The 21,238-nt window shown below is 61.9% G+C and carries 19 protein-coding genes, 1 tRNA gene and 1 other RNA gene; 12 read left to right on the top strand and 9 right to left on the bottom strand.

What is annotated here, in order from left to right:
• Positions 1 to 84: 84 nt before the first annotated feature.
• Positions 85 to 2,196 (bottom strand): flagellar filament capping protein FliD, encoded by a 2,112-nt coding sequence (fliD, locus tag K9L28_02600; GenBank protein MCF7935220.1) that lies wholly within the window; start codon positions 2,194 to 2,196, stop codon positions 85 to 87.
• 161 nt (positions 2,197 to 2,357) lie between these two features.
• On the opposite strand from fliD, the gene K9L28_02595 reads away from it, so the two are divergent.
• Genes K9L28_02595 through K9L28_02575 form a run of 5 tightly spaced genes read left to right on the top strand, consistent with a single transcriptional unit; the run spans position 2,358 to position 5,335 of the window.
• Positions 2,358 to 2,927 carry an SIS domain-containing protein gene (locus tag K9L28_02595; protein ID MCF7935219.1) on the top strand — a complete coding sequence of 190 codons (570 nt, stop codon included), beginning with the start codon at positions 2,358 to 2,360 and terminating at the stop codon, positions 2,925 to 2,927.
• Positions 2,928 to 2,976: 49 nt separating this feature from the next.
• A complete protein-coding gene (locus tag K9L28_02590; GenBank protein ID MCF7935218.1) occupies positions 2,977 to 3,582 on the top strand; it encodes a hypothetical protein in 606 nt (201 codons plus the stop codon).
• A complete protein-coding gene (locus K9L28_02585) occupies positions 3,566 to 4,216 on the top strand; it encodes an HAD family hydrolase (GenBank protein ID MCF7935217.1) in 651 nt (216 codons plus the stop codon). Before K9L28_02590 ends, K9L28_02585 begins: the two co-directional genes overlap by 17 nt.
• Positions 4,200 to 4,784, top strand: a complete 585-nt coding sequence (locus tag K9L28_02580) for an isoprenylcysteine carboxylmethyltransferase family protein (GenBank protein ID MCF7935216.1) — start codon at positions 4,200 to 4,202, stop codon at positions 4,782 to 4,784. Before K9L28_02585 ends, K9L28_02580 begins: the two co-directional genes overlap by 17 nt.
• On the top strand, positions 4,775 to 5,335 hold the full coding sequence (locus tag K9L28_02575; GenBank protein ID MCF7935215.1) for an MGMT family protein: 561 nt from the start codon (positions 4,775 to 4,777) through the stop codon (positions 5,333 to 5,335). The genes K9L28_02580 and K9L28_02575 overlap by 10 nt, the downstream gene beginning before the upstream one ends.
• A 6-nt stretch (positions 5,336 to 5,341) precedes the next feature.
• Here K9L28_02575 and K9L28_02570 read toward each other — a convergent pair whose 3' ends face one another.
• The 4 genes from K9L28_02570 to K9L28_02555 are packed head-to-tail and all read right to left on the bottom strand — an operon-like array spanning position 5,342 to position 9,229.
• Positions 5,342 to 6,589, bottom strand: a complete 1,248-nt coding sequence (locus K9L28_02570; GenBank protein ID MCF7935214.1) for an NAD-dependent malic enzyme — start codon at positions 6,587 to 6,589, stop codon at positions 5,342 to 5,344.
• An 18-nt stretch (positions 6,590 to 6,607) separates the two neighbouring features.
• Positions 6,608 to 7,801: an aminotransferase class I/II-fold pyridoxal phosphate-dependent enzyme gene (locus K9L28_02565; GenBank protein MCF7935213.1), complete on the bottom strand. Its 1,194-nt coding sequence runs from the start codon at positions 7,799 to 7,801 to the stop codon at positions 6,608 to 6,610.
• Between the two features lie 56 nt (positions 7,802 to 7,857).
• A complete protein-coding gene (locus tag K9L28_02560) occupies positions 7,858 to 8,658 on the bottom strand; it encodes an MBL fold metallo-hydrolase (protein ID MCF7935212.1) in 801 nt (266 codons plus the stop codon).
• Between the two features lie 7 nt (positions 8,659 to 8,665).
• The gene (locus K9L28_02555) at positions 8,666 to 9,229 is read right to left on the bottom strand and encodes an isochorismatase family protein (protein ID MCF7935211.1); all 564 of its coding nucleotides are present in this window, start codon (positions 9,227 to 9,229) and stop codon (positions 8,666 to 8,668) included.
• A gap of 180 nt (positions 9,230 to 9,409) precedes the next feature.
• Between K9L28_02555 and K9L28_02550 the strand changes: the two genes are divergently transcribed.
• A complete protein-coding gene (locus K9L28_02550) occupies positions 9,410 to 10,012 on the top strand; it encodes a hypothetical protein (protein MCF7935210.1) in 603 nt (200 codons plus the stop codon).
• 132 nt (positions 10,013 to 10,144) lie between these two features.
• On the opposite strand, the gene thiS is transcribed toward K9L28_02550, so the two are convergent.
• The 4 genes from thiS to K9L28_02530 form a co-directional block, all read right to left on the bottom strand.
• Positions 10,145 to 10,342, bottom strand: coding sequence for a sulfur carrier protein ThiS (gene thiS, locus K9L28_02545; GenBank protein ID MCF7935209.1), 198 nt, complete (start codon positions 10,340 to 10,342; stop codon positions 10,145 to 10,147).
• Positions 10,342 to 12,513 (bottom strand): aldehyde:ferredoxin oxidoreductase, encoded by a 2,172-nt coding sequence (locus K9L28_02540; protein MCF7935208.1) that lies wholly within the window; start codon positions 12,511 to 12,513, stop codon positions 10,342 to 10,344. The genes thiS and K9L28_02540 overlap by 1 nt, the downstream gene beginning before the upstream one ends.
• 288 nt (positions 12,514 to 12,801) lie before the next feature.
• Entirely contained in the window at positions 12,802 to 15,984 is a 3,183-nt protein-coding gene (carB, locus tag K9L28_02535; protein ID MCF7935207.1) for a carbamoyl-phosphate synthase large subunit, read from the bottom strand.
• Positions 15,977 to 17,020 (bottom strand): carbamoyl phosphate synthase small subunit, encoded by a 1,044-nt coding sequence (locus tag K9L28_02530; GenBank protein MCF7935206.1) that lies wholly within the window; start codon positions 17,018 to 17,020, stop codon positions 15,977 to 15,979. Before K9L28_02530 ends, carB begins: the two co-directional genes overlap by 8 nt.
• 388 nt (positions 17,021 to 17,408) lie before the next feature.
• Between K9L28_02530 and K9L28_02525 the strand changes: the two genes are divergently transcribed.
• From K9L28_02525 to K9L28_02500, 6 genes are all read left to right on the top strand, one after another.
• A tRNA-Pro gene (locus K9L28_02525) sits at positions 17,409 to 17,486 on the top strand.
• 123 nt (positions 17,487 to 17,609) lie between these two features.
• Positions 17,610 to 18,077, top strand: coding sequence for an SsrA-binding protein SmpB (gene smpB / locus K9L28_02520; GenBank protein MCF7935205.1), 468 nt, complete (start codon positions 17,610 to 17,612; stop codon positions 18,075 to 18,077).
• Between the two features lie 12 nt (positions 18,078 to 18,089).
• Positions 18,090 to 18,440: a transfer-messenger RNA gene (gene ssrA, locus K9L28_02515) on the top strand.
• Positions 18,441 to 18,694: 254 nt separating this feature from the next.
• On the top strand, positions 18,695 to 18,946 hold the full coding sequence (locus tag K9L28_02510; protein MCF7935204.1) for a hypothetical protein: 252 nt from the start codon (positions 18,695 to 18,697) through the stop codon (positions 18,944 to 18,946).
• Positions 18,943 to 19,362 (top strand): DUF2335 domain-containing protein, encoded by a 420-nt coding sequence (locus K9L28_02505; protein MCF7935203.1) that lies wholly within the window; start codon positions 18,943 to 18,945, stop codon positions 19,360 to 19,362. Before K9L28_02510 ends, K9L28_02505 begins: the two co-directional genes overlap by 4 nt.
• Before the next feature lie 54 nt (positions 19,363 to 19,416).
• The coding region (locus tag K9L28_02500) for an IS1634 family transposase (GenBank protein MCF7935202.1) at positions 19,417 to 21,238 on the top strand (1,822 nt) is incomplete at its 3' end.

The raw sequence follows: 21,238 nt of genomic DNA, 5'->3' as shown, positions 1-21,238 counted from the left end.
ACAGGGCATGAGAAAACGCCCGGGTGCCTCCGTGTGATGCGGAGTCGCCCGGGCGTTTTGTGCCGTGTTGCGGAGATGCGCGGCCTATCCCGAACTGGATGCGGATTGGGCCATGCCACTCATCATGCCGGTGGTGCTGGCCAGATATTTGTACTGTTCATTGATAGAGGCCAGGGCCTGCTCCATCTGGGAGAACTGCTCCCAGAGACCGCGCTCCTTGACGGCCATCCGGTTCTCGAAATCGGCGATCCGCTCGTCGATGTCGTCGATCCGGTTTTCGATGAACTTGATTTCGCTGGGGACCCGGCCCTTCGGGGCCGTCTCGCTGCCTATCTCGATGGGGGCGCTGTCCACCATGAAGCCCAGGTAGGTGTCCAGGTTGCCCATGGCTGTGGTCATCAGCTCCGTCACGTAGGCGGAGGACTGGTCGGGGGCGATATGGTGCTCCGTGTCGTCGGGGTCGGAGACATCGATCCCCAGCTGGGAGAGCACGCCGTCGGTGTCTGTGAAGGAGATGGCGTTCTCCTCGCCGGTTTCATCGCTCCGGATGACCAGCCGGTTGTCGATGATGGAGGCATTGACCGCCAGATCCTCGCCGGTGGTGCTGTCGGTGGCCTGATTGATCCGGTCCACCAGGGTGGAGAGCGAATCGTCGGAAGCGGCCGTCACCGCGCCGCTCTGGGTGCCGACGCCGATGTAGAAGGTGCCGCCGGAGAACTCGGCGCCGCTGAGCGGCTGGATCTCACCGGTGGTGTCGGAGAACTGGTCGGTCATCCACTGGTCGTGGAGGGCCGTGCCGCCTGGGGTCATGGCCTCCATGAATTTGTCGGAGTCGAACTCCAGCTTGCCGCTCTTGCCGTAGTCCGTGGAGACGGTGGTGATGCCGATGGACGACAGCGTCCGGAATGGGCCGGCCAGCTCCACAGGGTTGGAGAGCCTCTGCCGGAGCTGCGATTTGGTCTGCCAGAGGATCGGTTCCCCCCGCAGGAGCCCCAGCCGTTTCTCGTAGTCCTCCTCGGGGTTGTCCACCCGCTCTTCGGAGACCCGGATGTTGATCCACTCCATGGTCTCGTTGTACTTCTCCACGAAGCTCTGGATGCCCTTCACGGCGCCTTCCAGGTCCTGAGTGATGTCCATCCGGACCTCGCCCGCGCCCTGGATGTTGAGGGTGACGCCGTCGATCAGATCGTCGATCTCGTTGCTGGAGCGGCTGATGTTGGTGACGTCGTTGACCGTCAGATCGGCGTCCTGGGCCTCGATGATCTGGTCGCCCCCGGCGTCGAGCCCGAGGTCGCTGACCAGTGTACCGGAGGAATCCTCCAGATAGAAGACGTTGTCATAGGTTTCGTAGGAACTGGCGTACTCGACGACATAGGTGGCGCCCTCTGGAGGAGCATCGGCGGCGCTCCAGGTGATCTTTCCCGTACTCTCGTCAAAGGTGAAGTCGCCGTCGGCTTCGGTGTAGGTGGTGTCGCCGTAGCTGATCTCGCTGATATCCGGTGTGGAGGCGGCCGGATCGATCGTGTCGCCTCCCGCCTTGAGCGGTACGTAGTCGTAGCCCTCGCCGGACCGGACCAGCGCGTCGGTGTCACGGGAGACGCTGCCGAGGCCGGTCTGGGAGCTCGTCAGCACCAGCCGGCCGTCGATGATCTCGGCGTCCACCGCCAGCGGCGATCCCCCGGGTCCGCGGGCCTGGTTGATGCTGTTGCGGATCTCCTGGAGCGAGTCCGAGGTGGCCACATCGATCTCCGCCCACTGGGCGCCCACGTGGATACGGAGCGTGCCGCTTTCTTCCAGGGGGTCGCTTGAGGAAGGAAACTGGGTTCCGATGCGCTTTTTGGCGATGGCTTCCTGGTTGACCTGGATGTCCCACTGTCCGATGGCCGCCCCGGGCTCCGCTTCGGCGGTCATGATGGCGTTGCTGTCGGTGCCCGCCGGGCTGAGGGTGGTGAACTCGGCCTGCTTCGTGTTGTAGGTCCCTTCCCGTTTCAGGGTGCTCAGCGTGCTCCGCAGGTTGTCCAGCGACTGGTCAAACTCCTGGAAGAGACTCTTTTCCAGCTGCAGTTCCTCTTTTTCGTCTTCCCACTGCTCCTTCGGTGCGCGGGCGGCATTCATGATCTCGTCGATCATGTCGCCCCACTGTATACCGCTGCTGATTCCAGGCATCTGGAACATCGGTTCGTCGTACCCGGACATGGCTGTCCCCCCTTGTGTTCCCAACGTAGCAACATACCAGGAGGTCTCAATCGAGAAAACCTCCGCTCCCTGTATCGGAGTGGGGCGCCTTCTGCTTGAACGCGGGACGACGACCTGCGGCATGGTACAATGACCGAGGTCACGCAGGTGGAGGGGCGGCTATGGAAGCGACGGTACGGAAGATCCTGAACGAGGCGGCGGCTGTCTACAGGGAGTCGGCCGGTTCGGCGGCGCCAAGGCTTGCTGTTGCGGCAAAGCGGCTGATTGCCGTGCTTGAAGCGGGGGGAACGGTATTCTTCTGCGGAAACGGCGGCTCCGCGGCGGACGCGCAGCATCTGGCCGCCGAACTGGAGGGGCGTTTCGCCAGAGCCAGACGGGCACTGGCCGGGCTGGCTCTGGGGACCAACGCGAGCACCGTAACAGCTGTGGCCAACGACATGGGATTCCACCGGCTCTTTGCCAGGGAGCTCGAAGCACTGGCCGGGGATGGCGATGCCCTGGTGGCCCTCTCTACGAGCGGGGACAGCCCAAACGTCCTGGCGGCGCTTGAAACGGCCCGGCGGCAGGGGGTGGCCACCATCGGCCTTACCGGGAGAACCGGCGGCGCTATGGCGCCCCTGTGCGATATCCTGCTCCAGGCTCCCTCAGAGAAGACCCCCCGGATTCAAGAGGTGCACATTCTCTGGGGACACACCCTCTGTGCGTTGATTGAAGACGCGCTGTGCGGGTAGCCCCCGGGGATTGCGCTGCCGTTGCGTATGGAATGAAGGAGGGAAACCCTTGCGAATACTGGTAGATCATGAGGAATGGGTTGTGCCGGAGGGTGTGGACCCGGCCGACAAGGAACAGCTCTGGAGGGCGCTCAACAGCGACCTGAAGAGGAAGCAGTGTGTCCCCGTGGAGGTAACGCTCGATGGGGAGGCCATGGAACCCGACGTCTTTCTTTCGGCCACAGGAGGCCAGGAGCTGTCGGTGAAGACCCGGAACGTCCGGGAGCTGATCCAGGATTCCCTGGCAAGCAGCAAGGCCTATCTGGAACCGCTTCAGAAGGGCTTTGACGAGATCGCCGATCATTTCGAAGCCGAGGAGCAGGAAGAGGGACTCAAAAAGCTCCAGCAGGCCACCGAAGGGGTGAGCTGGGTGCTCCAGGTGCTGGAGAATACCCAGAAGCTCCTCGGTATCGACGACAGCGAGGTGCTCGACGGCGAGTTCGCACCCACCAGGAAGAAGCTCGCTGCAGTCCTTCAGGAGGCGGTGCCCGCTCTGGAGGAAGGGAAGTTCTTCGAGCTCTCCTTCCGCCTCAGAGAGGAGGTCAAGCCCTCGATAGGACACCTCGGTCCCTATATCGATGCGCTCATGGAGATGAGCAGTGGAAAGGTCCAGTAGACGACCCGCCGTATTTCTCGATCGGGACGGCACGATCATCGAGGATGTGCTGTACCTGGATACCCTCGACAACCTCACGGTGTTCCCCGGCGCCGCCCGGGCTCTGGCCTCCCTCAGGCAGGCGGGGTATGCGCTGGTGCTGGTCACCAACCAGAGCGGAATCGGCCGGGGGTTCTTCTCCGAAGGCTTTGTCGGTGAAACCCACCGGGAGCTGCGGCGCCGCTTCCGCGAGGGAGGCGTGGAGTGGGAGGCCATGCTCCACTGTCCCCACCCGCCGTCACGGAAACCCTTCCTTTCCCCTCCCCGCAGGCGGAAGCCCGAACCAGGCATGCCCCTGGAGGCCGCCGCCCGACATCCCGTCACCCTCCGGGGCAGCTGGGTTGTCGGCGACGGCGTCCCGGACATGCTGCTGGCCCGTCGTCTCGGCCTCCCCTCCGTACTTGTGGCGACCGGTAAGGGTGCCGTCACCCATCGGCGTTTGCGTTCCAGGATGCGGCCCGTGCCCTATCCGATGCTTGTCGCCCGCCATCTCGGGGAGGCCGCCCGACTGATTCTCAGGCGCCGGCGGTATGACAGCCGGTGCAATGCCAAGGCCAGAAGGGCTGGGGGGGCGGACGATGCATGGGGGCGGTAGGGAATCCCTGGGCCGAAAGGCCTTCAAGCTTCGGGGAGGGGTGTGGACCCTCTGTTTCCTCCTTTTGCTGGTGCTGGCGCGTCCGACGGTGATCTCGCTCCTTGCGGGGCTGCCGTTAGTCTGCGCGGGACAGGGACTGCGTTTCTGGGCCGCCGCTGTCATCGGTGTCTACCGGGGCGAGGAGCTGAAAGCGCCGCAGCTGGTCACCTGGGGTCCCTACGCACTGGTGCGGAACCCGCTCTATCTCGGCAACGGTCTGATCGGCCTCGGCTGGGCGGTGATGTCGGCCACCATGATCGGGATGGTCTGCTTCGCTCTGGTCTTTCTGGTGCTCTACGGTCTTTTGATCATCCCCGAAGAGGAACGCTTTCTCGGCCGCCGCTTCGGAGAGGTCTACCACGCCTACGCCGCGGAGACGCCGGCCCTCATTCCTTCCTTCCGGCGGTTTGGAACGGCGTTGCAGGGGGCTGTTGTCCAGGGTGTGCTCTGGACCAGCGAGCGCCACTCTCTCTATGTTACCGTGCTGGGAACGCTTCTGTTCGTTGCAAGATGGGGGGTATGGTCGTGAACCACCGGGAGGCGGTGCCTGTCCTGAATGGTTCCGGATGCTCCATCCTGTATCTACCGGAAGGGAAGCCCTGCTCAGCCGCGACAGTGGAGGGTGAGGTGGGCCGGTGGCGGCTCTGGTGGTCCGAGAAGGGGCTTCATGCCGTGGAGGCCCTGTCCCGGGCGGAGGATAGGGGCGAAAGCGATGACCTGCCGCTTCCGGGGTGGCTGGAAAGGGCCTGGCGGCGGGTCTGGGCCGGCGAACTCCCCGGGGCGGTGCTGCTGGCGACGAAGCCGGTGAAACCCTTTACCGCAGCGGTCTACCGCGAGGCCCTGCAGATCCCCTTTGGGAGAACAGAAAGCTACAAAGGGCTTGCCGAAGCTGCCGGGTCGCCCCGCGCCGCCCGGGCCGTCGGGGCTGTCATGCGCGCCAACCCCTGGCCGCTCTTTGTCCCCTGTCACCGGGTGATCGGAACGAAGGGCGACCTCCGGGGCTACGGCGGGCCCAGAGGTACGCCCCTCAAACAGCGTCTGCTTGACTACGAGCGGTCACGTTCTCCAGTGCAGCAATGAAGGGCCTCAGATCCGCGACATGGTGGCGCCGTAGATCCGCTGCCAGGTCTGGTCGTACACGACGCCTTCCTTGAGCGGCCTGGTCGCGACGCCGTCGGCCACGGCTGCCTGGGCGACGGCCTCCGCCACGCGGGGCGCCACCTCGTCGCAGAAGAGATCGGGCATGATATGCTGCGGAGAGAGTCGTCTCCGGTCCACCAGGCTTGCCAGCGAGGTGGCGGCGGCGAGGAACATGTGCTCCGTGAGCGTCGTGGCGCGTATGTCCAGTGCTCCCCGCAGGATCGGCGGCGAGGAGTGGAGATTGGGGATCGGATTGGCCGATTCCTCGAAACCGCCGGTCCCGACGATCTCGGCGCCGCCGGCGATGGCCTCCTCGGGGATGATTTCGGGATCGGGGAGCGCCAGTGCGAACACGATCGGCCGCTCCGCCATGGAGGATACCATCTCCTGGGTGACGATTCCCCCTCTTGAGAGCCCGATAAAGATGTCGGCGCCTTTCATGGCCTCCTTCAGATGTCCCTTCCGCTGTTCCGGATTGAGCCGCTTGGAGAGGTCCTCCTGGATGTGGTTCATCCGCATGTTTTCCTCGTCGAGGATCCCGTTGGCGTTCACCATGATGATGTTCCTGGCCCCGGCGGCGATCAGCAGCTCCGCTGTGGCGATCCCCGCCGCGCCGGCACCGCTCAGGGCGATGGTTGTCTCCTCGAGATTCTTTCCCACGATTTCCAGAGCGTTCTTCAGTGCGGCGAGGGTGACCACCGCCGTGCCGTGCTGGTCGTCGCAGAAAACGGGGATATCGATCCGGCTCTGCAGCTCCCGAACCAGGGTGAAGGTATTGGGGCTGGAGACGTCCTCCACGTTGATGGCTCCGAAGTTCGGTGCGATGGTACGCCCTACCAGCGCCATGTTATCGGGGTCGTTGCAGTCCAGGCAGAGCGGGAGCGCGTTGATGTCCCCAAAGAGCTTGAAGAGCAGACACTTGCCTTCAATGACGGGAAGTGCGGCCAGGGGGCCCACGTCGCCGAGCCCAAAGATGGCGCTTCCGTCGGAGATCACGGCGATTCGGTTGCTCCGCCCGGTATACTCGAAGCTCTGCTCCGGGTCTTTCTGGATCTCCTCGGCGGCGACGATGCTTCCAGGTACGTAGGCGAGGGCGATGTCCTCCTCGGTGTTGGCGTTGATCGTCGGATAGGCCTGGATCTTTCCGCGTGCCTTCCTGTGGAGTTCCAGGGCACGCATCCTGTTCATGATCATAGGGTCACCTCCATAGGCTTACCGTGCTTGCGAGCGTTCCCTCTCCCAGCTCGAGAGCGCCCTTCCGATACGTCTTGCTGCTTGACGGAGTGTGGGGATCTCCTCGACGAGGGCGATCCGCACATAGCCCCTGCCGCTGGGACCGAACCCGCTCCCCGGGGTGACGGCGACCCCGGCCTCCCGGATGCAGAAGGAGGTGAAGGCCACGTCGTCGCCGCTTCCCGGCACCCTGGCCCAGATGAACATGCTTCCTTCCGGCGGTTCGATCTCCCATCCCTCTTCCGAGGCCGCCGCGATGAAGGCGTCCCGCCTGTCCTGATAGAGCTGCCTGACCCCTGCGATGACCTCATCGCGTTTCGGATTGGTCAGGGCCGCTACAGCGGCCTCCTGAGCCGGTCGGAAGAGTCCGTAGTCCATGTTTCCCTTGAGCTGCTTCAGGGCGCCCACCACTGCCGGGTTGCCGACCATAAAGCCCACCCGCATCCCGGCGAGGTTGAAGGTCTTGGAGAAGGAGTTGAACTCCACAGCCCACTCCCTGGCGCCCTCCACCTGGAGCACGCTTGGGGCACGCCGACCGTCGTAGGTGAGCTCGCAGTAGGCGTTGTCGTAGACCAGCAGAAGGTCGTGTTCCCGGCAGAAGGCCACCGCACGTTCCAGCACCTCCGGAGGGGCCACCTTGCCCAGAGGATTGTTGGGGTAGTTGAGCAGCAGAAAGCGGGCCTTCCGGGCCGACTCCGCGTCGATGGCGTCGAAATCGGGCATGAAGCCCGTTGACTCCAGCAGAGAGAAGGGGATGCCCTCTCCATCCACCACGGTGGGCATGTAGTGGTAGATAGGGTACCCAGGATCGGGGAGCAGGCAGCTGTCGCCGTGTTCCATCAGGGCCAGCGGGAGATGGGAGAGCCCCTCCTGGGTTCCCCACAGGGGCAGCACCTCGCTGTCCGGATCCAGCCGTACGCCGAAACGGTCGCTGTACCAGTCGGCGATGGCCCGGGGGAGCGCCTGGTGGATAAAGGGATACTTGTAGTTGCCCTCGCGGCGGCAGGCGGTGACCAGCTCGTCGAGGATATGCGACGCCGGCATCCTGTTGGGGCTGCCGATACCGAGATGAACGAGGTCGTCCCGGGTTTCCGCCGCCTCGCGGACCCAGCTGTCCACCTGGGCGAAGATGCCGGTCTTTCCTTCACGAGCTCTCTTGGCGATATAGGGCATTTCCATCCTCCTTTGATGGGTTGCTTTGTCGCTGTTTCCTCTGTGGCCGGGTCCCTCTATTGTACCCGGCGGTGGCTTTCGAGATCCACCACCATTCCATCGGCGGCGGCGAGCACCTCCCGTCCTTCTTTCCGGAAACGCCGCACCAGCTCGTCGGGGTTGTCCCGCAGGGCGCCGCGGCCGAAGTGGGTCGCGATGGCGAGTCGTGGAGCGGCCTCCTCGAGGATCGGGCCGAGATCGTCGAAGGAGAGATGGTCGTAGCCCGGTTTCTGTTTGGAGAAGGTGACATTCACGATAAGCGTGGTGCAGCCCGCAAAGAGCGCAGGCAGTCCCGGGAAGAAGCGGGTGTCGCTGATCAGCCCCAGTCGCGTTCCGTGGGCGAGATCGAAGATCAGTCCGTAGCATTCCACGCCGTGATGGATGAGCAGATGGGGCGTTACCGTTGTGTCCCGCCGGAGCGTGACGGGCTGGGTGTTCTCCCAGGTCAGCAGGCGACGGATGCGCCTCTGCAGATAGGCGAAAAGAATCGGTTCGCTTTCGTCGAGGGCGTCCCCGGGCAGCACGGCTGCCCCCTGATTCTTGAAACCGCCGCCGGTCATGGCTTCGGCGATGACGTTGACATCCGTACTGTGGTCCAGATGTCGATGCGTCAGCAGGAGGGCGTTGATTGCTTCGAGGGCGAGCTGTGGTCTGGCTCTGTGGATCTGCACAAGCGCTCCGGGTCCCGGGTCGATCACCGCTGCGGACCCCCGGGACTGCAGCCAGAGCCCCCCGGAGGCACGTTCCTGGTGGAGCATCGTGAAGCGTCCGCCGGAGGTGCCCAGGAACCGGAGAAATTGGAGCGGATAGTCTGTCACGTTTTTGTTATGCCCTTTCCTTGATCATGGCGAGCACCTCTTTGAATTCCGGTGTCCCCGCCTTTCCGAGAAGCTGGTAGACCACCGATTCGAGGGGGAGAACGGCGGCCCCCGCGCTCAGCATGCCGTCGGCGGCGTATTCGGCGTACTCCCAGTTCCTGCTTCGGATCGCTTCGGCCACCACGGCTACCGTGTACCCTTCCTGCAGCAGCTGCATAACCGTATTGTACACGCAGATATGGGTTTCAATCCCGCAGACAATGACCTGGTTGCGCTCGAAGTCCGCCAGTTCCTCCAGGAAGCCGGGCTCGTCGCAGCAGGAGAAGTGGATCTTCTCGAAGGTGTGCTCCGTCACTCCCTGGATTTTGGCAAGGTCTGCATCGATCGCTCCCAATCCCTTGGGATAGTGTTCCGTGGCGAGCACGGGGACACCCAGGGTGGAACAGCATTTGAGCAGAACCTCCGTTTCCTCGATGAGCTCCTCTCTGGCCGGCAGAGCGTTGAGGAGCTTGGCCTGCATGTCGATCATCAGGAGAATACTGCTGTTGGCGCGGAGTACGGACGGTTGCATCGGGACCACTCCTTGTCTGTATGGTGTTCAGGCTTGGCGGCTCTTCCTGAACATGACATTCAGAATAGTACAGGGAGGATGTGCTTTTTGTCCAATGTCCGTAGTCTCAACGGTAGCTGGAGACGAGGCAGGTGTGGTATCCTGCATGTGGAACACCTACGGGTGAGGGAGGGATACAGCATGAGCCACAGGATGAACGGAAAGAACCGCAACGACGGCCGCGATGAGGAGCAGCTGACGGTGGGGCAGGTGCTCCGGGCGATGGAAGGTCCCGAATGTCCTCCCTATATACGATCTCTCGTTGCGCAGGTTCAGGAATGGATGATCACCAATACGGTACAGGATGGGTTCCTCTCGGAGGACGAGCTTCCCGGCATGGGTGAGCGCCGTTTCCAGGGCGATCCCGAGTCGCTGTTGGGCAAGATAGATTGGGTCACATCCTACGCGGATCTGTTGCCTCCTTCGGAGGGGATTGGCCAGAGGGAGGCGGTGGTCCTGGCTCTTGGGCCGATGGACGTCGACGAAGGGCTGCGGATGGCTGTCGACCATGCGGCGCTCTTTTCGCAGGGGAGATGCAAGAAGGTCTGGCTGCTCTGCGACAACTGGATCGCCGGCGACGTCATGCGCTACCAGCGGCATCTGCTGGAACTGGCCCGGCGCGGGGTTGAGATCCGGGCGCTGCTCGTCACGCCATGGGGATGGACGGAGATCCCCTGCAGCGCCGCTCCGGGAGCAAAGGGCTATCTTCCCTGGCAGCAGGAGTGGAAGGACGGCCACGCCTGAGGTCTTTTTCTGCCTCACGTCGCGGGCGCCGCTCCGAAGGGTGACCGTTGCCGGATGTTTGAGAAACAGCGAAAACGAGGCCGGGGGATCATCCCCCGGCCTCGTTGATTGCTGCGCTGTCTGGTGCGGTTCTTACCCTCCGCTGATGGAGTGGATCACCTGTACCTTCGCTCCGTCCGGGACCTCCGTATGAGGGAAGTCGTCCCGGTGGACGGGTTCGTCGTCGATCCACACCCCCACCAGGGGGAAGGTATACTCCTTTTCTTTCAGGACGTCCTTGACGGTCATGCCGGGACGCCACTCCATGGGCTCCGTGTTCACGGTGATCATCAGTCCTCGAACTTGTCCTCCGGATTCGCTTTGGCTTTGACAACCTCAACGACCTCGGGGAGGTCCATGCCGAGCTCCTGCAGCTTCTCGAGGGTGGGGATGCCGTTTCTGTCCCAGCCGCGGCGTTTGTAGACGGCGTCCTTGAGCTTCTCCCACTCCTTGTGGCGGTGCTCCTGAAGCTTCTCGATCTTCTTCTCCACACTCAGGCCTTCGGGATCGATGCCGGCCTTTTCGAGCTCCTCGTCGTAGTACTTGGCACGGGCCATCCATTCCTCGTAGAAGACGGGTCCCAGGGCGCGGTCGGGGATATTGTGGTCCGCCCGTGTCCCCCTGCCCATACGGAGCTGGAAGACGCGCTGGTAGTTGTACACCCGCTCGGCCTGCCTGATCATCTCGTCCTTGTCGAAGTCCCGTCCGGTCACGGCTTTGAAGATGCGGACGTAGTTGTCAACGTGCTCGGGTACCTTGGCGGCATCCTGGGGCGGGTATTTCGTCTTGTTGTCCGCCGGTTCGATGTCGTTCCAGGGCAGCTTGCAGAGGCCCACCAGGGAGAACCAGGTCCGGAAGTTGGGGAAGTAATGCAGCGCCTCGGCTTTGTCATCGAAGGTGGGGAGCTGTTTGTTGACCCGGTCCATGAAGATCAGCCAGGCCTCGTCGTGCTGGGGGCCCTTCAGCGTCAGGAAGAAGCCGCCCCACTGGGCCACCGATTCCTTGCAGACGTACTCGGAGACCTCCACGCCCTGGCCCTGCATGGCGAACTTCTCCACGATCTCGCGGGGCGCGCCGTACTTCTCGATGACAGTCTCGCTGAAGTGCTTGATTCCCTTGGCGGCTTCCTTGGCGAACTCGTCTTTTCCTTCGCCCATGCGGTGGATGAGCTCCATGAGGTCGTCCATCTGGCCGAAGTTGAGATTGAGGCCGTTTGTGATCTCCTTGTTGAGGAAGCCCTTCTCGTAGCACTCGCAGACGAAGGCCAGTCCCGTACCGAGGGAGATGGTGTCCATGCCGTAATGGTCGGCGTAGAAGTTGGCCTCGATGGTCCAGAAGGGGTCGAAGATGCCGATGTTGGAGCCCAGGCCTGCGGCGGTCTCGTACTCGGGACCGTCCACCAGAACCTCCTTGCCCTTCCAGGGGCCGGTCTGGAGCTTGAAGTGGTCCACGCCGTGGGCGCAGGCCAGCGTGCAGCCGATCCAGCATCCGTCGGGGATGTTCTGGGTGAAGAGCCGCTTGTAGTGGTCGGTGCTCATCCTCCAGGCGTCGGGATGCTGGCCGTACTTGTAGTTATTGGTGGGGAGCAGGTGGTAGGTGTTCATGATCTGGTTGAGGTGCGTGGTCCCCACTTTGCGCATCTGGTTCATCTTGTTGTCCAGCGTGAAGATCTCCTTGTTGATCTTGGCGCCGGGTTTCTGGAGTTCCTGGGGATCCTCGGGGCCGGTGCTCTGACCGGTCCAGTTGCGCTTCCGGACCACCAGGGCGGCGATCTTCTTGTCCCGGAAGACCGTTCCGCCGCCACCGCGGCCGGCCTGCTTGAGGCGGAAGTCCTTGCGTTTCACGTCGTAGAAGCTGGTGTTCAGGCAGCCCCAGTAGCTGTGGTTGGCGGCCTGTCCGGCGGAGATGACCGAGACGAAGCGCAGTTCGTTTTCGTTGCCGGCGAAGTATTCGTGGAGCGGTTTGGTGACGGTATAGGCATTGACATCGTCACCGAAGGGCGATTCGTAGATCTGAACCTTACCGTTGTCGCCGTCGATGAAGACGACGATGTCCCGGTCGGATTTCCCCTGCAGCTCCAGCGCGTCGTAGCCGGCGAACTTGAGGAGCGGGGCGAAGTGGCCGCCGGAGTTGCTGTCGTAGACCTGGTTGGAAAGCGGAGAGATGAACGCGGCGTAGTACTTGCCCGTTCCCGGATACTGGGTGATCCCGCAGAGCGGACCGCCGGAGATGACGATCTCGTTTTCCGGGCTGTCCCACTTGGTGTTCTCGTTGACGGCGTCCCAGAGCAGCCTGAGATCGAAACCCCGGCCGCCGACGAATTTCTCTTTCATTTCATCGGTGACGGGCTTTTCCTCCATACGCTGGTCGCCGACATTGAGGTAGAGCGTTTTGCCCGTATAGCCTCTGTCTGCATCGACCGCTTCGTAGTCCCATTCCTTGAGCAGTTTCATCTTGTCGATCACACTTGTCCCCCCTAAGAAGTATCGAACGGATGTTTGTACAACCGTTTGCCCTGCGCAAAAATGCGCACCCATACTGTCCTTTCTGTGCCTGGGTACAACAAAAGGGGACCCACTTGTCGGGTCCCCTTCTTTGCAAAACACGGCGGGCGACAGGATCGCTCCTGCCACCTATCGCCCGCAGCCCCTCGGAGAGGCGCTACAGGTCGAAGGTCTACTGTATGCACTTGTCGGTACCTGTATTGTAATGGCTTTCCCGGGGCTTGACAACAACAGAACAAGGATTACTCATGCCGCTTTTGGTCCACACCTTCCGTTCCGTTTGGAAAGGGCCGGGAACACGGCCCGCGCCACCTCCATGGAGGTGATGCAGGGAACCCCCCACTCGGCGGCGAGTCGGCGGAGGCGGAATCCCGCTGTAGAGCTGTCGTTGCCCTGCCTGGGGATGTTGACCACCAGGCCGATCTCCCCGTTCCGTATACAGCCGGCGACCGCCGTGCCGTCTTCCAGGGTTTTCGTCGCTTCCAGACCCCACTGTTCGAGCAGCGCCGCCGTCCCCGCTGTAGCGTAGACCTCCCAGCCATAGTCCAGAGCCGACGAAGCCAGCGGCAGGACATCCTGCTTGCTTTCTTCCGAGGCGGAGAAAAGCACGCCGTTGATCGCGGAGCGTTTCCAGCCGGCGCCCTCCAAAGCATCGGCCAGCGCGTCGCCCATGGAGGAGGCTACCCCCAGGGATTCGCCGGTGGAGCGCATCTCGGGCCCTGCGGCAACCTCTACGCCTTCCAGACGTGCCGTGGAGAAGACGGGCACCTTTACGGCACAGTTTCCGCATTCCACCGGGCCGGTCTCCTGTGTCAGCCGGCGCAGCGGTTCGTCCATGGCGACGCGGACCGCCAGCTCCACCATCGGTACGCCGGTCACCTTGGAGATGATCGGCACCGTCCGGCTCGCCCGGGGGTTGGCCTCGATGACATACACCGTCCCCTCGTTGACAATGAACTGCACATTGAGGAGCCCCTTGAGGCCGAGCCGTTCCGAGATGGCCCTGACGTAGGCGATCATGGTGCTGTGCAGCGCCTTATGGGAGAGTGCGGGGAGCATGGCGATGCTGTCGCCGGAGTGCACCCCCGCCGGATCCAGATGTTCGATGATGGCCGGGACGTGGATGTCCGCTCCGTCGCAGACCGCGTCGATCTCGAATTCCACCCCCTTCAGAAAGGAGTCCAGCAGCACCGGATGGTCTTCACTGGCCTCTACGGCTTCGGTGAGATAGCCTTCCAGCTCGGCCGGCGAACGGACCACGCGCATCGCCCGTCCGCCGATGACGTAGCTCGGCCGTACCATCAGCGGGAATCCGAGCCGTTCCGCCTTGTCCAGAGCTTCGTCGGCTGCAGTGGCTGTATCGCTTGCGGGCTGTGGGATACCAAGATCGTCAAGCAGCCGGGCGAACTGCTTCCTGTCCTCGGCGATATCGACCACAGCGGCGCTGTTGCCGAGAAGCGGCACACCGCTTGTGTCGAGCGCCCTGGCCACCTTCAGTGCCGTCTGTCCCCCGAAGGAACCGAACACACCCAGGGGGTGCTCCCGTTCCACGATATCCATCACATCCTCGTAGGTGACAGGTTCTGCGTAGAGGACAGGGGTGATGTCGAAATCCGTACTGACCGTGGAGGGGTTGTTGTTCACCATGATCGGCCGGTATCCGATCTTCTGGAGCGCTTCCACAGCCTTGACACAGCAGTAGTCGAACTCCAGCCCCTGTCCCATACGGATCGGTCCGGAACCGAGGACCACTACGCTCTCCCCGTCATGGCGGTCTGCGCTCTCTCCCGTTTCCCCGGGCGCGTGGAGGAGGTGGGTGCCGTAGAGATAGCCGGTGGCCGACGGGTACTCCGCCGCGCAGGTGTCCACAGGCTGGAATGTGGGGATGCCGTGTTTCTTTCGCTCTGTCCGGATGTCGTCTTCGGTGACACCCTTCAGAGCGGCCATGGCCGCATCGCCGACGCCCAGTGCCTTGCCTTCCCTGAAGCGTGTTGGTGAAGGTGGTCCGTCCGACCAGCGGTGTTCCCATTCCGTCAGTTTGGCCAGCTGCCGGAGGAAGTAGGGCTGGATGCCCGTCCACCCGCGGATCTCCATAGGGCTGTAGCCCCGCCGGAGGAGCTCCGTCACGTAGAGCAGACGCTTGTGTGAAGGCGTGGCCGCTCCCTCCTCGATCTCCCTGGCCGGGACACTGGAGAGCCTGTCGGTGAGGCGCAGGGGGAGTTCCAGGGAGCGGAAGGCCTTCTGGAGCGCTTCCACAACGGTTGTCCCCATGGCCATCACCTCGCCGGTGGCCTTCATGCTCGTCCCCAGCCTGGTGGAAGCGCGGGGAAACTTGTCGAAGGGCCAGCGGGGGATCTTGACCACCACATAGTCCAGCGCCGGTTCGGCCAGCGCGCTGGAAACGCCGGTGACCGGGTTGGTGAGCTCCGTCAGGCCACGGCCCAGAGCGATCTTGGTGGCGATCCGGGCGATGGGGTAGCCTGTGGCCTTGCTCGCCAGTGCGCTGGAACGGCTGGCCCGGGGGTTCACCTCGATCACATGGTAGCTGCCGCCGTCGGGGTGGAGGGCGAACTGGACATTACAGGCGCCGCGGATGTCCAGATGGTTGACGATATCCAGCGCCGCCTGGCGTAACCTGTGGTTCTGGCGGTCCGTCAGCGTGAGATTCGGCGCCACCACCACACTGTCTCCGGTATGGACACCCATGGGGTCGATGTTTTCCATGGTGCAGACGCAGAGGGCGTTTCCCGAGCCGTCCCGGATCATCTCGTATTCCACCTCCCGCCATCCGTTGAGACAGCGTTCCACCAAAACCTGGCGGGTCGGCGATACGGCCAGTCCGTGCTCCGCGAGCGTCCGCAGCTCTTCCGGAGAGGAGGCGGTGCCGCCGCCGTGGCCGCCCAGCGTGAAATCGGGGCGTACCACCACGGGATAGCCTGTTTCCGCCGCGAAGGCGATGGCCTCCTCTGTATTGTTGACGTAGGTGCTTTCCACCACAGGCTGCCCTGCCTGCTGCATGGCGGTCCGGAAGGCAAGCCGTCCTTCGGCGTTCCGCACGGATTCCGCACCGGTTCCGAGGATTCGCACGCCATGCTCTTCCCATAGGCCCTTTTCTTCCAGAGAAACCAGGAGGTTCAGTGCATGCTGGCCGCCCATCGTGGCGATCACCCCGTCGGGTTCTTCCCGCTGCAGGATATCAACGACCGCCTCCTCCGTAGGGGGACGGAAGTAGACGGCGTCGGCGGAACTCCGGTCGGTCTGTATGGTGGCGGGATTGCAGTTGTGGACGATGACCCGCACCCCCTCCTCCCGGAGTACCCGGCAGGCCTGGCTCCCCGAGTAGTCGAACTCCGCACCCTGACCGATCTGGATCGGTCCCGAGCCGATGACCAGCACCGACGAAATCGTGGCCGGGTCTGCCTTACACATAGGAACCCTCCCTTTCCGAGATGGATGCCAGGAAATCGTCAAGGATACAGCGGCCCTCCGTGGGCCCCGGAGACGCTTCGGGATGGAACTGCACACCCCGTGCCCGGTAGGCGGGGTGGACCACACCTTCCACGGTGTTGTCGGAAAGATGCCGGTGGGAGACGGACAGGCCCGTTCCGGCGAGCGAGTCGGCGACCACCTCGTATCCGTGGTTCTGACTGGTGACAACACCCCGGCCGGAGGCGCAGTCTACCACCGGATGGTTGGCGCCGCGGTGGCCGAAGGGGAGCTTCCTGGAGTCGGCGCCGCAGGCCAGCGCCAGCAGCTGGTGTCCCAGACAGATGCCCAGGAGAGGGCGTGCCCCGAGAAGGCCTTTGACCGTTTCCCGTTCTTCCCGGAGAAAGCGGGGATCGCCTGGGCCGTTGGAAAGCAGGATCCCGTCGGGATCACAGGCCAGCACCCCTTCCGGCGTGACAGTGTGGGGGAAGCGGACGACCTCCACGCTGCGATCTGAGAGATACCGGAGGATGCCCTCCTTGATCCCGTAGTCGATGACGGCCAAACGGCAGCCTGATCCCGGATAGCGTTGGACCTCGGCGCAGCTGGTCTCTGCCACGTAGGGGTTGCCTTCGGGACATGGATGGTTTGCTGTTGCGGTGCCCCCTGTCGACCCGCCGGCGATCCTGGCCCGGACCGTGCCGCCTTCACGGATATGTTCCACAACCCTCCGGGTCGGCACGTTCTCCAGAACCGGGATGCCCCAATCGGCGAGCCACTGCTTGAAAGCTGTGTCGTCACAGGTGCCCGTCACCACGCCGCGTACCCAGGGTCTCCCTGATTCCAGATTGCTGTCCACCGGATAGGTCCCCGTCAGGGGGAAGGCGAAGACCAGGATCTGCCCGCAGTAGGATGGGTCGGTGACACTCTGGGGATACCCCACAGGCGATGTGGAAAAGACCAGCTCCCCGGTGACCCCGGTCGGTCCGGTGATCGCTCCGCTCCACTGCGCTCCGTTCGCTGTCTGCAGATAAGCCATCGGCATGACTCCTTTCGTCTCTATGAAGGCATAAAAAAAGACCGCCTCTGCGGTCTGCAGGATCTGTCGGTAGCGCCGGTACAATCCTGCGGCGTTACCAGGTGGGACTGTACAGCCTTGTGGATATGCAGAACCGCCCGAAGGGGGCACCGTTGCTGTGCTCCCCAGAGATTGCAGATTGAAGGCTCTGTCTCATTCGGAAACTCTGGTTTCCTATGTCCATAAAAGTAAACCTCCCTTGACATTCGGGGTGATTATACCAGAATTCGGTCTGTGGTCAACTACTGAATCCAGGTTTAGTGAGTCTTTCGGGGAAGCCACAATCGGCCCCACCAACCTGAGCTTGTGATTGACGTACCGCGGAGAGGTTGCTACAATACAACGCGCTCGGGGCGTAGCGCAGGCTGGTTAGCGCGCCTGGTTCGGGACTAGGAGGTCGGAGGTTCAAATCCTCTCGCCCCGACCAAAGACAAAAGAAAGCAAACCCCGCTCTATTGGGGTTTGTTTTTCTATGTTCGGACAGGGCAGGTGCACTGACAAATATTGACGTACCCCACCGGGAAGCGTACAATACGCATTGGAGATCACTATGGGACAGCGACTGGTAGCCAAAAACAGAAAAGCCCGGCATGAGTACAGCATACTGGAGAGCTTCGAGGCTGGACTGGTACTGACAGGTACCGAGATCAAGTCCATCCGCGACGGGCGGGTCAACCTGAAGGATGGATACGCACGGGTCGTGGACAACGAGCTCTGGCTCAGAAACATCCATATATCTCCCTACAAGGAAGGCACCTACTACAACCACGAACCATTGCGAGACAGAAAGCTCCTGGTCCATCGGGAACAGATACGACGCCTCATCGGAAAGCTTCAGGAGCGGGGATTGACGTTGATTCCTCTGTCCCTGTACGTCAAGCAGAACAAGTGGGCCAAGGTGGAACTGGGGCTCGCCAAGGGAAAAACCCGCCACGACAAGCGGGAAGACATCGCCTCGCGGGACGCGAAACGCCAGATGGATCGGGCGGTAAAGCGCCGTATGAAAGGCGAGGAATAGACAGTTGGCCATGGGGGCGACTGGTTTCGACGGCAGAAGGAGGATCTGGAAGAGCAGGTCGGGGTGCCGCAACCCCGTAACAAGCGGCATCACAAATAGTTGCCAACGACAACTACGCACTGGCTGCATAGTTTGATGTAGCCCGCTCCCTCCCGCCGCACCACTCGGTGGGAGTGTGAGTGTCACAAAAGGTGGTTGCTCCGGGAAGCCCTGCTCCTGGCTTTCCGGTTAAGATCAGGGAGCTTGGGTTGGGCAATCCCGTTCCCGGGAGTGCCGGACCGACACCAAAGCGGGAACTAAGCCTGTAGAGCTTCCACGATCGGCCTCTGTCGGACCGGGGTTCGATTCCCCGCGCCTCCACCAGGAATCCCCGATGTTTCAGGGCAGAAGCCACGAAGCCTTGAAACATCGGGATTTTTTGTTCACTCCCTTGGCACAGTTGATGTAAAGTCCTGTTTATCCGGGTTGACCTTTTCAGTGGTGGACGGATTATCTGGATGGAACTCAAGAACGATAGCGGAAAGCTCTGAACCCATCCCGCTGTTGAGGTGCCATCAAATAACCTTCAGAGATTTCTTTGACCTGCTATACTGAATGCAGAGGAAGGAGGGCCCGGAATGACAAGGAAACGCCAGAAAGAGATTCTTGAGAGCAGTCTTGTCAGCATCTTCTCAATAACAGGGCAACCAACAATGAGAAGTATAGAGAGCCGGATCAGGCGCATGAGGAAGATGCCTTCAACCAAGGACTTCTCCTCTTCAAAAAGTTTTCGAGAAACAGGAAGAATATTGAAGCGCATTATGGACGACACAGTCATCAACCAAAGCGAACACCCAATAAAGAGTGGGCAAAAGGCAAGAATTAAATGATTCATGATAAAACTGAGGGTGATGATAAGTCCTGCAAGAAGCACAGTGGTAAGGAGTTTCTTGCCGATAGTTGTGGGAATAACGAAGATGAAGAAAATGGGCAGAATGCTCTTCTACTTTCAAGTTTACACCAAGGGCCGCTTCCGCATCCAAGCAAGCTAAGAGATTACAATGACATAATATCGAATGGTGCAGAGCGTATTATGCAAATGGCTGAAAATGAGCAAGAGGCGAATATTGACTTGGAGCGTAGAAAACTCCTGATAATCGAAGAGCAGAACAAAAGGGACGGGCAATTTGGCAAAAGGGGGCAGCTTTGTGCCACGGCGATTGTTCCCGACTTCCGCGCTACTTCCCTCGCGAATCCCTGGGGATCCAGTGTTTCCAGGGGTTTATTTTTTGGCGACAACTTGTAGTGCCTAAAAATATTCCCTATTGACTTTTTCCGACTCCCGTGCTACACTCTCTTCATGTACGTCAGAACGAAATCCACACCCAACAGTCCCAAAAAGGCGGTTCAGATCATCGAAAGCAGGCGCGTGGACGGCAAGCCCCGCCAGAAGATCGTGCGTCATCTGGGGACCGCCGCCACCGACGAGCAGATCGCCGAACTCACCCGCCTCGGGGAGGCCATCATCCGCGAGATGGAAAACCCCGGACAGCTGAATCTGGAGGGAAAGAGCTACACCGAGCATCCCCACCTCAGTGATGTGGAGGCCCCTGTTCCTGAAGGAACGCAGGTCGATGTGAGCAAACTTCGGGACCGGGAACACATCGTCGAGGGACCGAAGGAGATTCTCGGTGCCATGTACCGCTTTCTGGGACTGGATTTCATCTTCGGCAACAGCGACAAAGGGCGGGGCAAGACGAACATGCTGGAAGGCTGCGCCATCGGCCGTGTGGTCGCCCCGGCCAGCAAATCCGCCACCGCCCGTTTCCTCAAGGAGAAGATGCATATCTCCGCATCGGAGGACCGGATCTACCGGATGATGGACAATCTTGCCGACAAGGAGAAACTGGTGAAAGAGATCATCGCCGACAAGACCCGTCGGATGAGCGGAGGGAGGATCGCCCTCATGCTCTACGACGTCACCACCCTCTATTTCGAGAGTTTCAGGGAAGACGACCTCCGCCAGACAGGCTTCAGCAAGGACAACAAGGTCAAAGAGACCCAGGTCGTGCTGGCGCTGGCCACAGACGGCGAGGGGCTGCCCCTCTGGTACGAACTCTTCCCGGGCAAGACCGCCGAGAGCAAGACCCTGCTCGCCGCCCTGGACTCCTTCGCCGCGCTCTTCAAGCCCGACCAGACCATCCTCGTCGCCGACAGAGGGCTGTCCAACAGGATCAATATCGCGGAGATCGCCTCCCGCGGGTTCTACTACATCTTCGGCGCCAAGCTGAAAGGGATGAAGCGGTCCGTCCGCGAGGAGATCCTGGACCGCTCCGACTACATCCCCGGCATCGATCCCGCCGATCCGGAGGGAACACGGAACAATGGAGAGCACCGCGATCGCCGCGGCGGCAACGAGGGGAACACCACGTCCGCCGAAGTGGAAGACCTGTCGGAAAGAGACAGCAGCGCAGCAGGCGAGAGCGACGGGGGAGCGTCGAAGGGATCGGAAACGGAAGACGCCCCGGCGCCCACCTTCATGATCAAGACCATGGAACGGCAGCAGGAAGGCGACACCCTGGTTCTCTCCTGGAGCGCCGCCCGCGCCCGCAAGGACTGTCGGGAGCGGGAAAAGCAGGTCGAGCGGGCGGAAGCTCAGCTTGGCGGCAAGGAGAGCATCCCCTCCGACAGGCTCGTCAAAAACAGCGCCACCCGCCGGTACATGAAAGCCAGGGACAGAAAGAGCAGAGGGGAGTACGTCCTGGATACGGACAAGATCGAACAGGAGCGCCGCTGGGACGGCATCCACGGCCTGGTCACCAACCTCCCCGGCATCAATGCCGACACCGCACACAGGGTCCTCGGACGGTACCACGAACTCTGGCACATCGAGGAATCCTTCCGCGTACAGAAACACAGCCTGCAGATCCGTCCCATCTACCACTGGACCGAAAAACGCATCCGGTCCCACGTCAGCATCTGCTACATCGCCTTCGCCATGTACCGGTTCCTCCAGCACCAGGTCCGGATCCAGCAGAACGAAAACCTCTCGGTGGAACAGATACGCAAGACATTGCTGGACGTCCAGTCGGCGGTCATCGAGGATACGGCGACCGGCAAGAAGTACCGCTTCCCCGGCACCCTCTCGCCGGAAGCGAAGCGGATCTACAAAGCCCTTGGGG

Source organism: Synergistales bacterium, assembly GCA_021736445.1.
GTDB lineage: Bacteria > Synergistota > Synergistia > Synergistales > Aminiphilaceae > JAIPGA01.
The sequence above is the reverse complement of the archived record's forward strand: the minus strand, read 5'-3'. Positions and strand labels throughout refer to the sequence as shown.

Coding starts and splice junctions, on each gene's coding strand:
- K9L28_02570 (MCF7935214.1), bottom strand. CDS start 6,589: ATGATCATGAACAGGATGCGTGCCCTGGAACTCCACAGGAAGGCACGC.
- K9L28_02555 (MCF7935211.1), bottom strand. CDS start 9,229: ATGCAACCGTCCGTACTCCGCGCCAACAGCAGTATTCTCCTGATGATC.
- K9L28_02575 (MCF7935215.1), top strand. CDS start 4,775: ATGGTCGTGAACCACCGGGAGGCGGTGCCTGTCCTGAATGGTTCCGGA.
- carB (MCF7935207.1), bottom strand. CDS start 15,984: ATGTGTAAGGCAGACCCGGCCACGATTTCGTCGGTGCTGGTCATCGGC.
- fliD (MCF7935220.1), bottom strand. CDS start 2,196: ATGTCCGGGTACGACGAACCGATGTTCCAGATGCCTGGAATCAGCAGC.
- smpB (MCF7935205.1), top strand. CDS start 17,610: ATGGGACAGCGACTGGTAGCCAAAAACAGAAAAGCCCGGCATGAGTAC.
- K9L28_02565 (MCF7935213.1), bottom strand. CDS start 7,801: ATGCCCTATATCGCCAAGAGAGCTCGTGAAGGAAAGACCGGCATCTTC.
- K9L28_02530 (MCF7935206.1), bottom strand. CDS start 17,020: ATGGCTTATCTGCAGACAGCGAACGGAGCGCAGTGGAGCGGAGCGATC.
- K9L28_02580 (MCF7935216.1), top strand. CDS start 4,200: ATGCATGGGGGCGGTAGGGAATCCCTGGGCCGAAAGGCCTTCAAGCTT.
- K9L28_02505 (MCF7935203.1), top strand. CDS start 18,943: ATGATTCATGATAAAACTGAGGGTGATGATAAGTCCTGCAAGAAGCAC.
- K9L28_02550 (MCF7935210.1), top strand. CDS start 9,410: ATGAGCCACAGGATGAACGGAAAGAACCGCAACGACGGCCGCGATGAG.
- K9L28_02595 (MCF7935219.1), top strand. CDS start 2,358: ATGGAAGCGACGGTACGGAAGATCCTGAACGAGGCGGCGGCTGTCTAC.
- K9L28_02510 (MCF7935204.1), top strand. CDS start 18,695: ATGACAAGGAAACGCCAGAAAGAGATTCTTGAGAGCAGTCTTGTCAGC.
- thiS (MCF7935209.1), bottom strand. CDS start 10,342: ATGATCACCGTGAACACGGAGCCCATGGAGTGGCGTCCCGGCATGACC.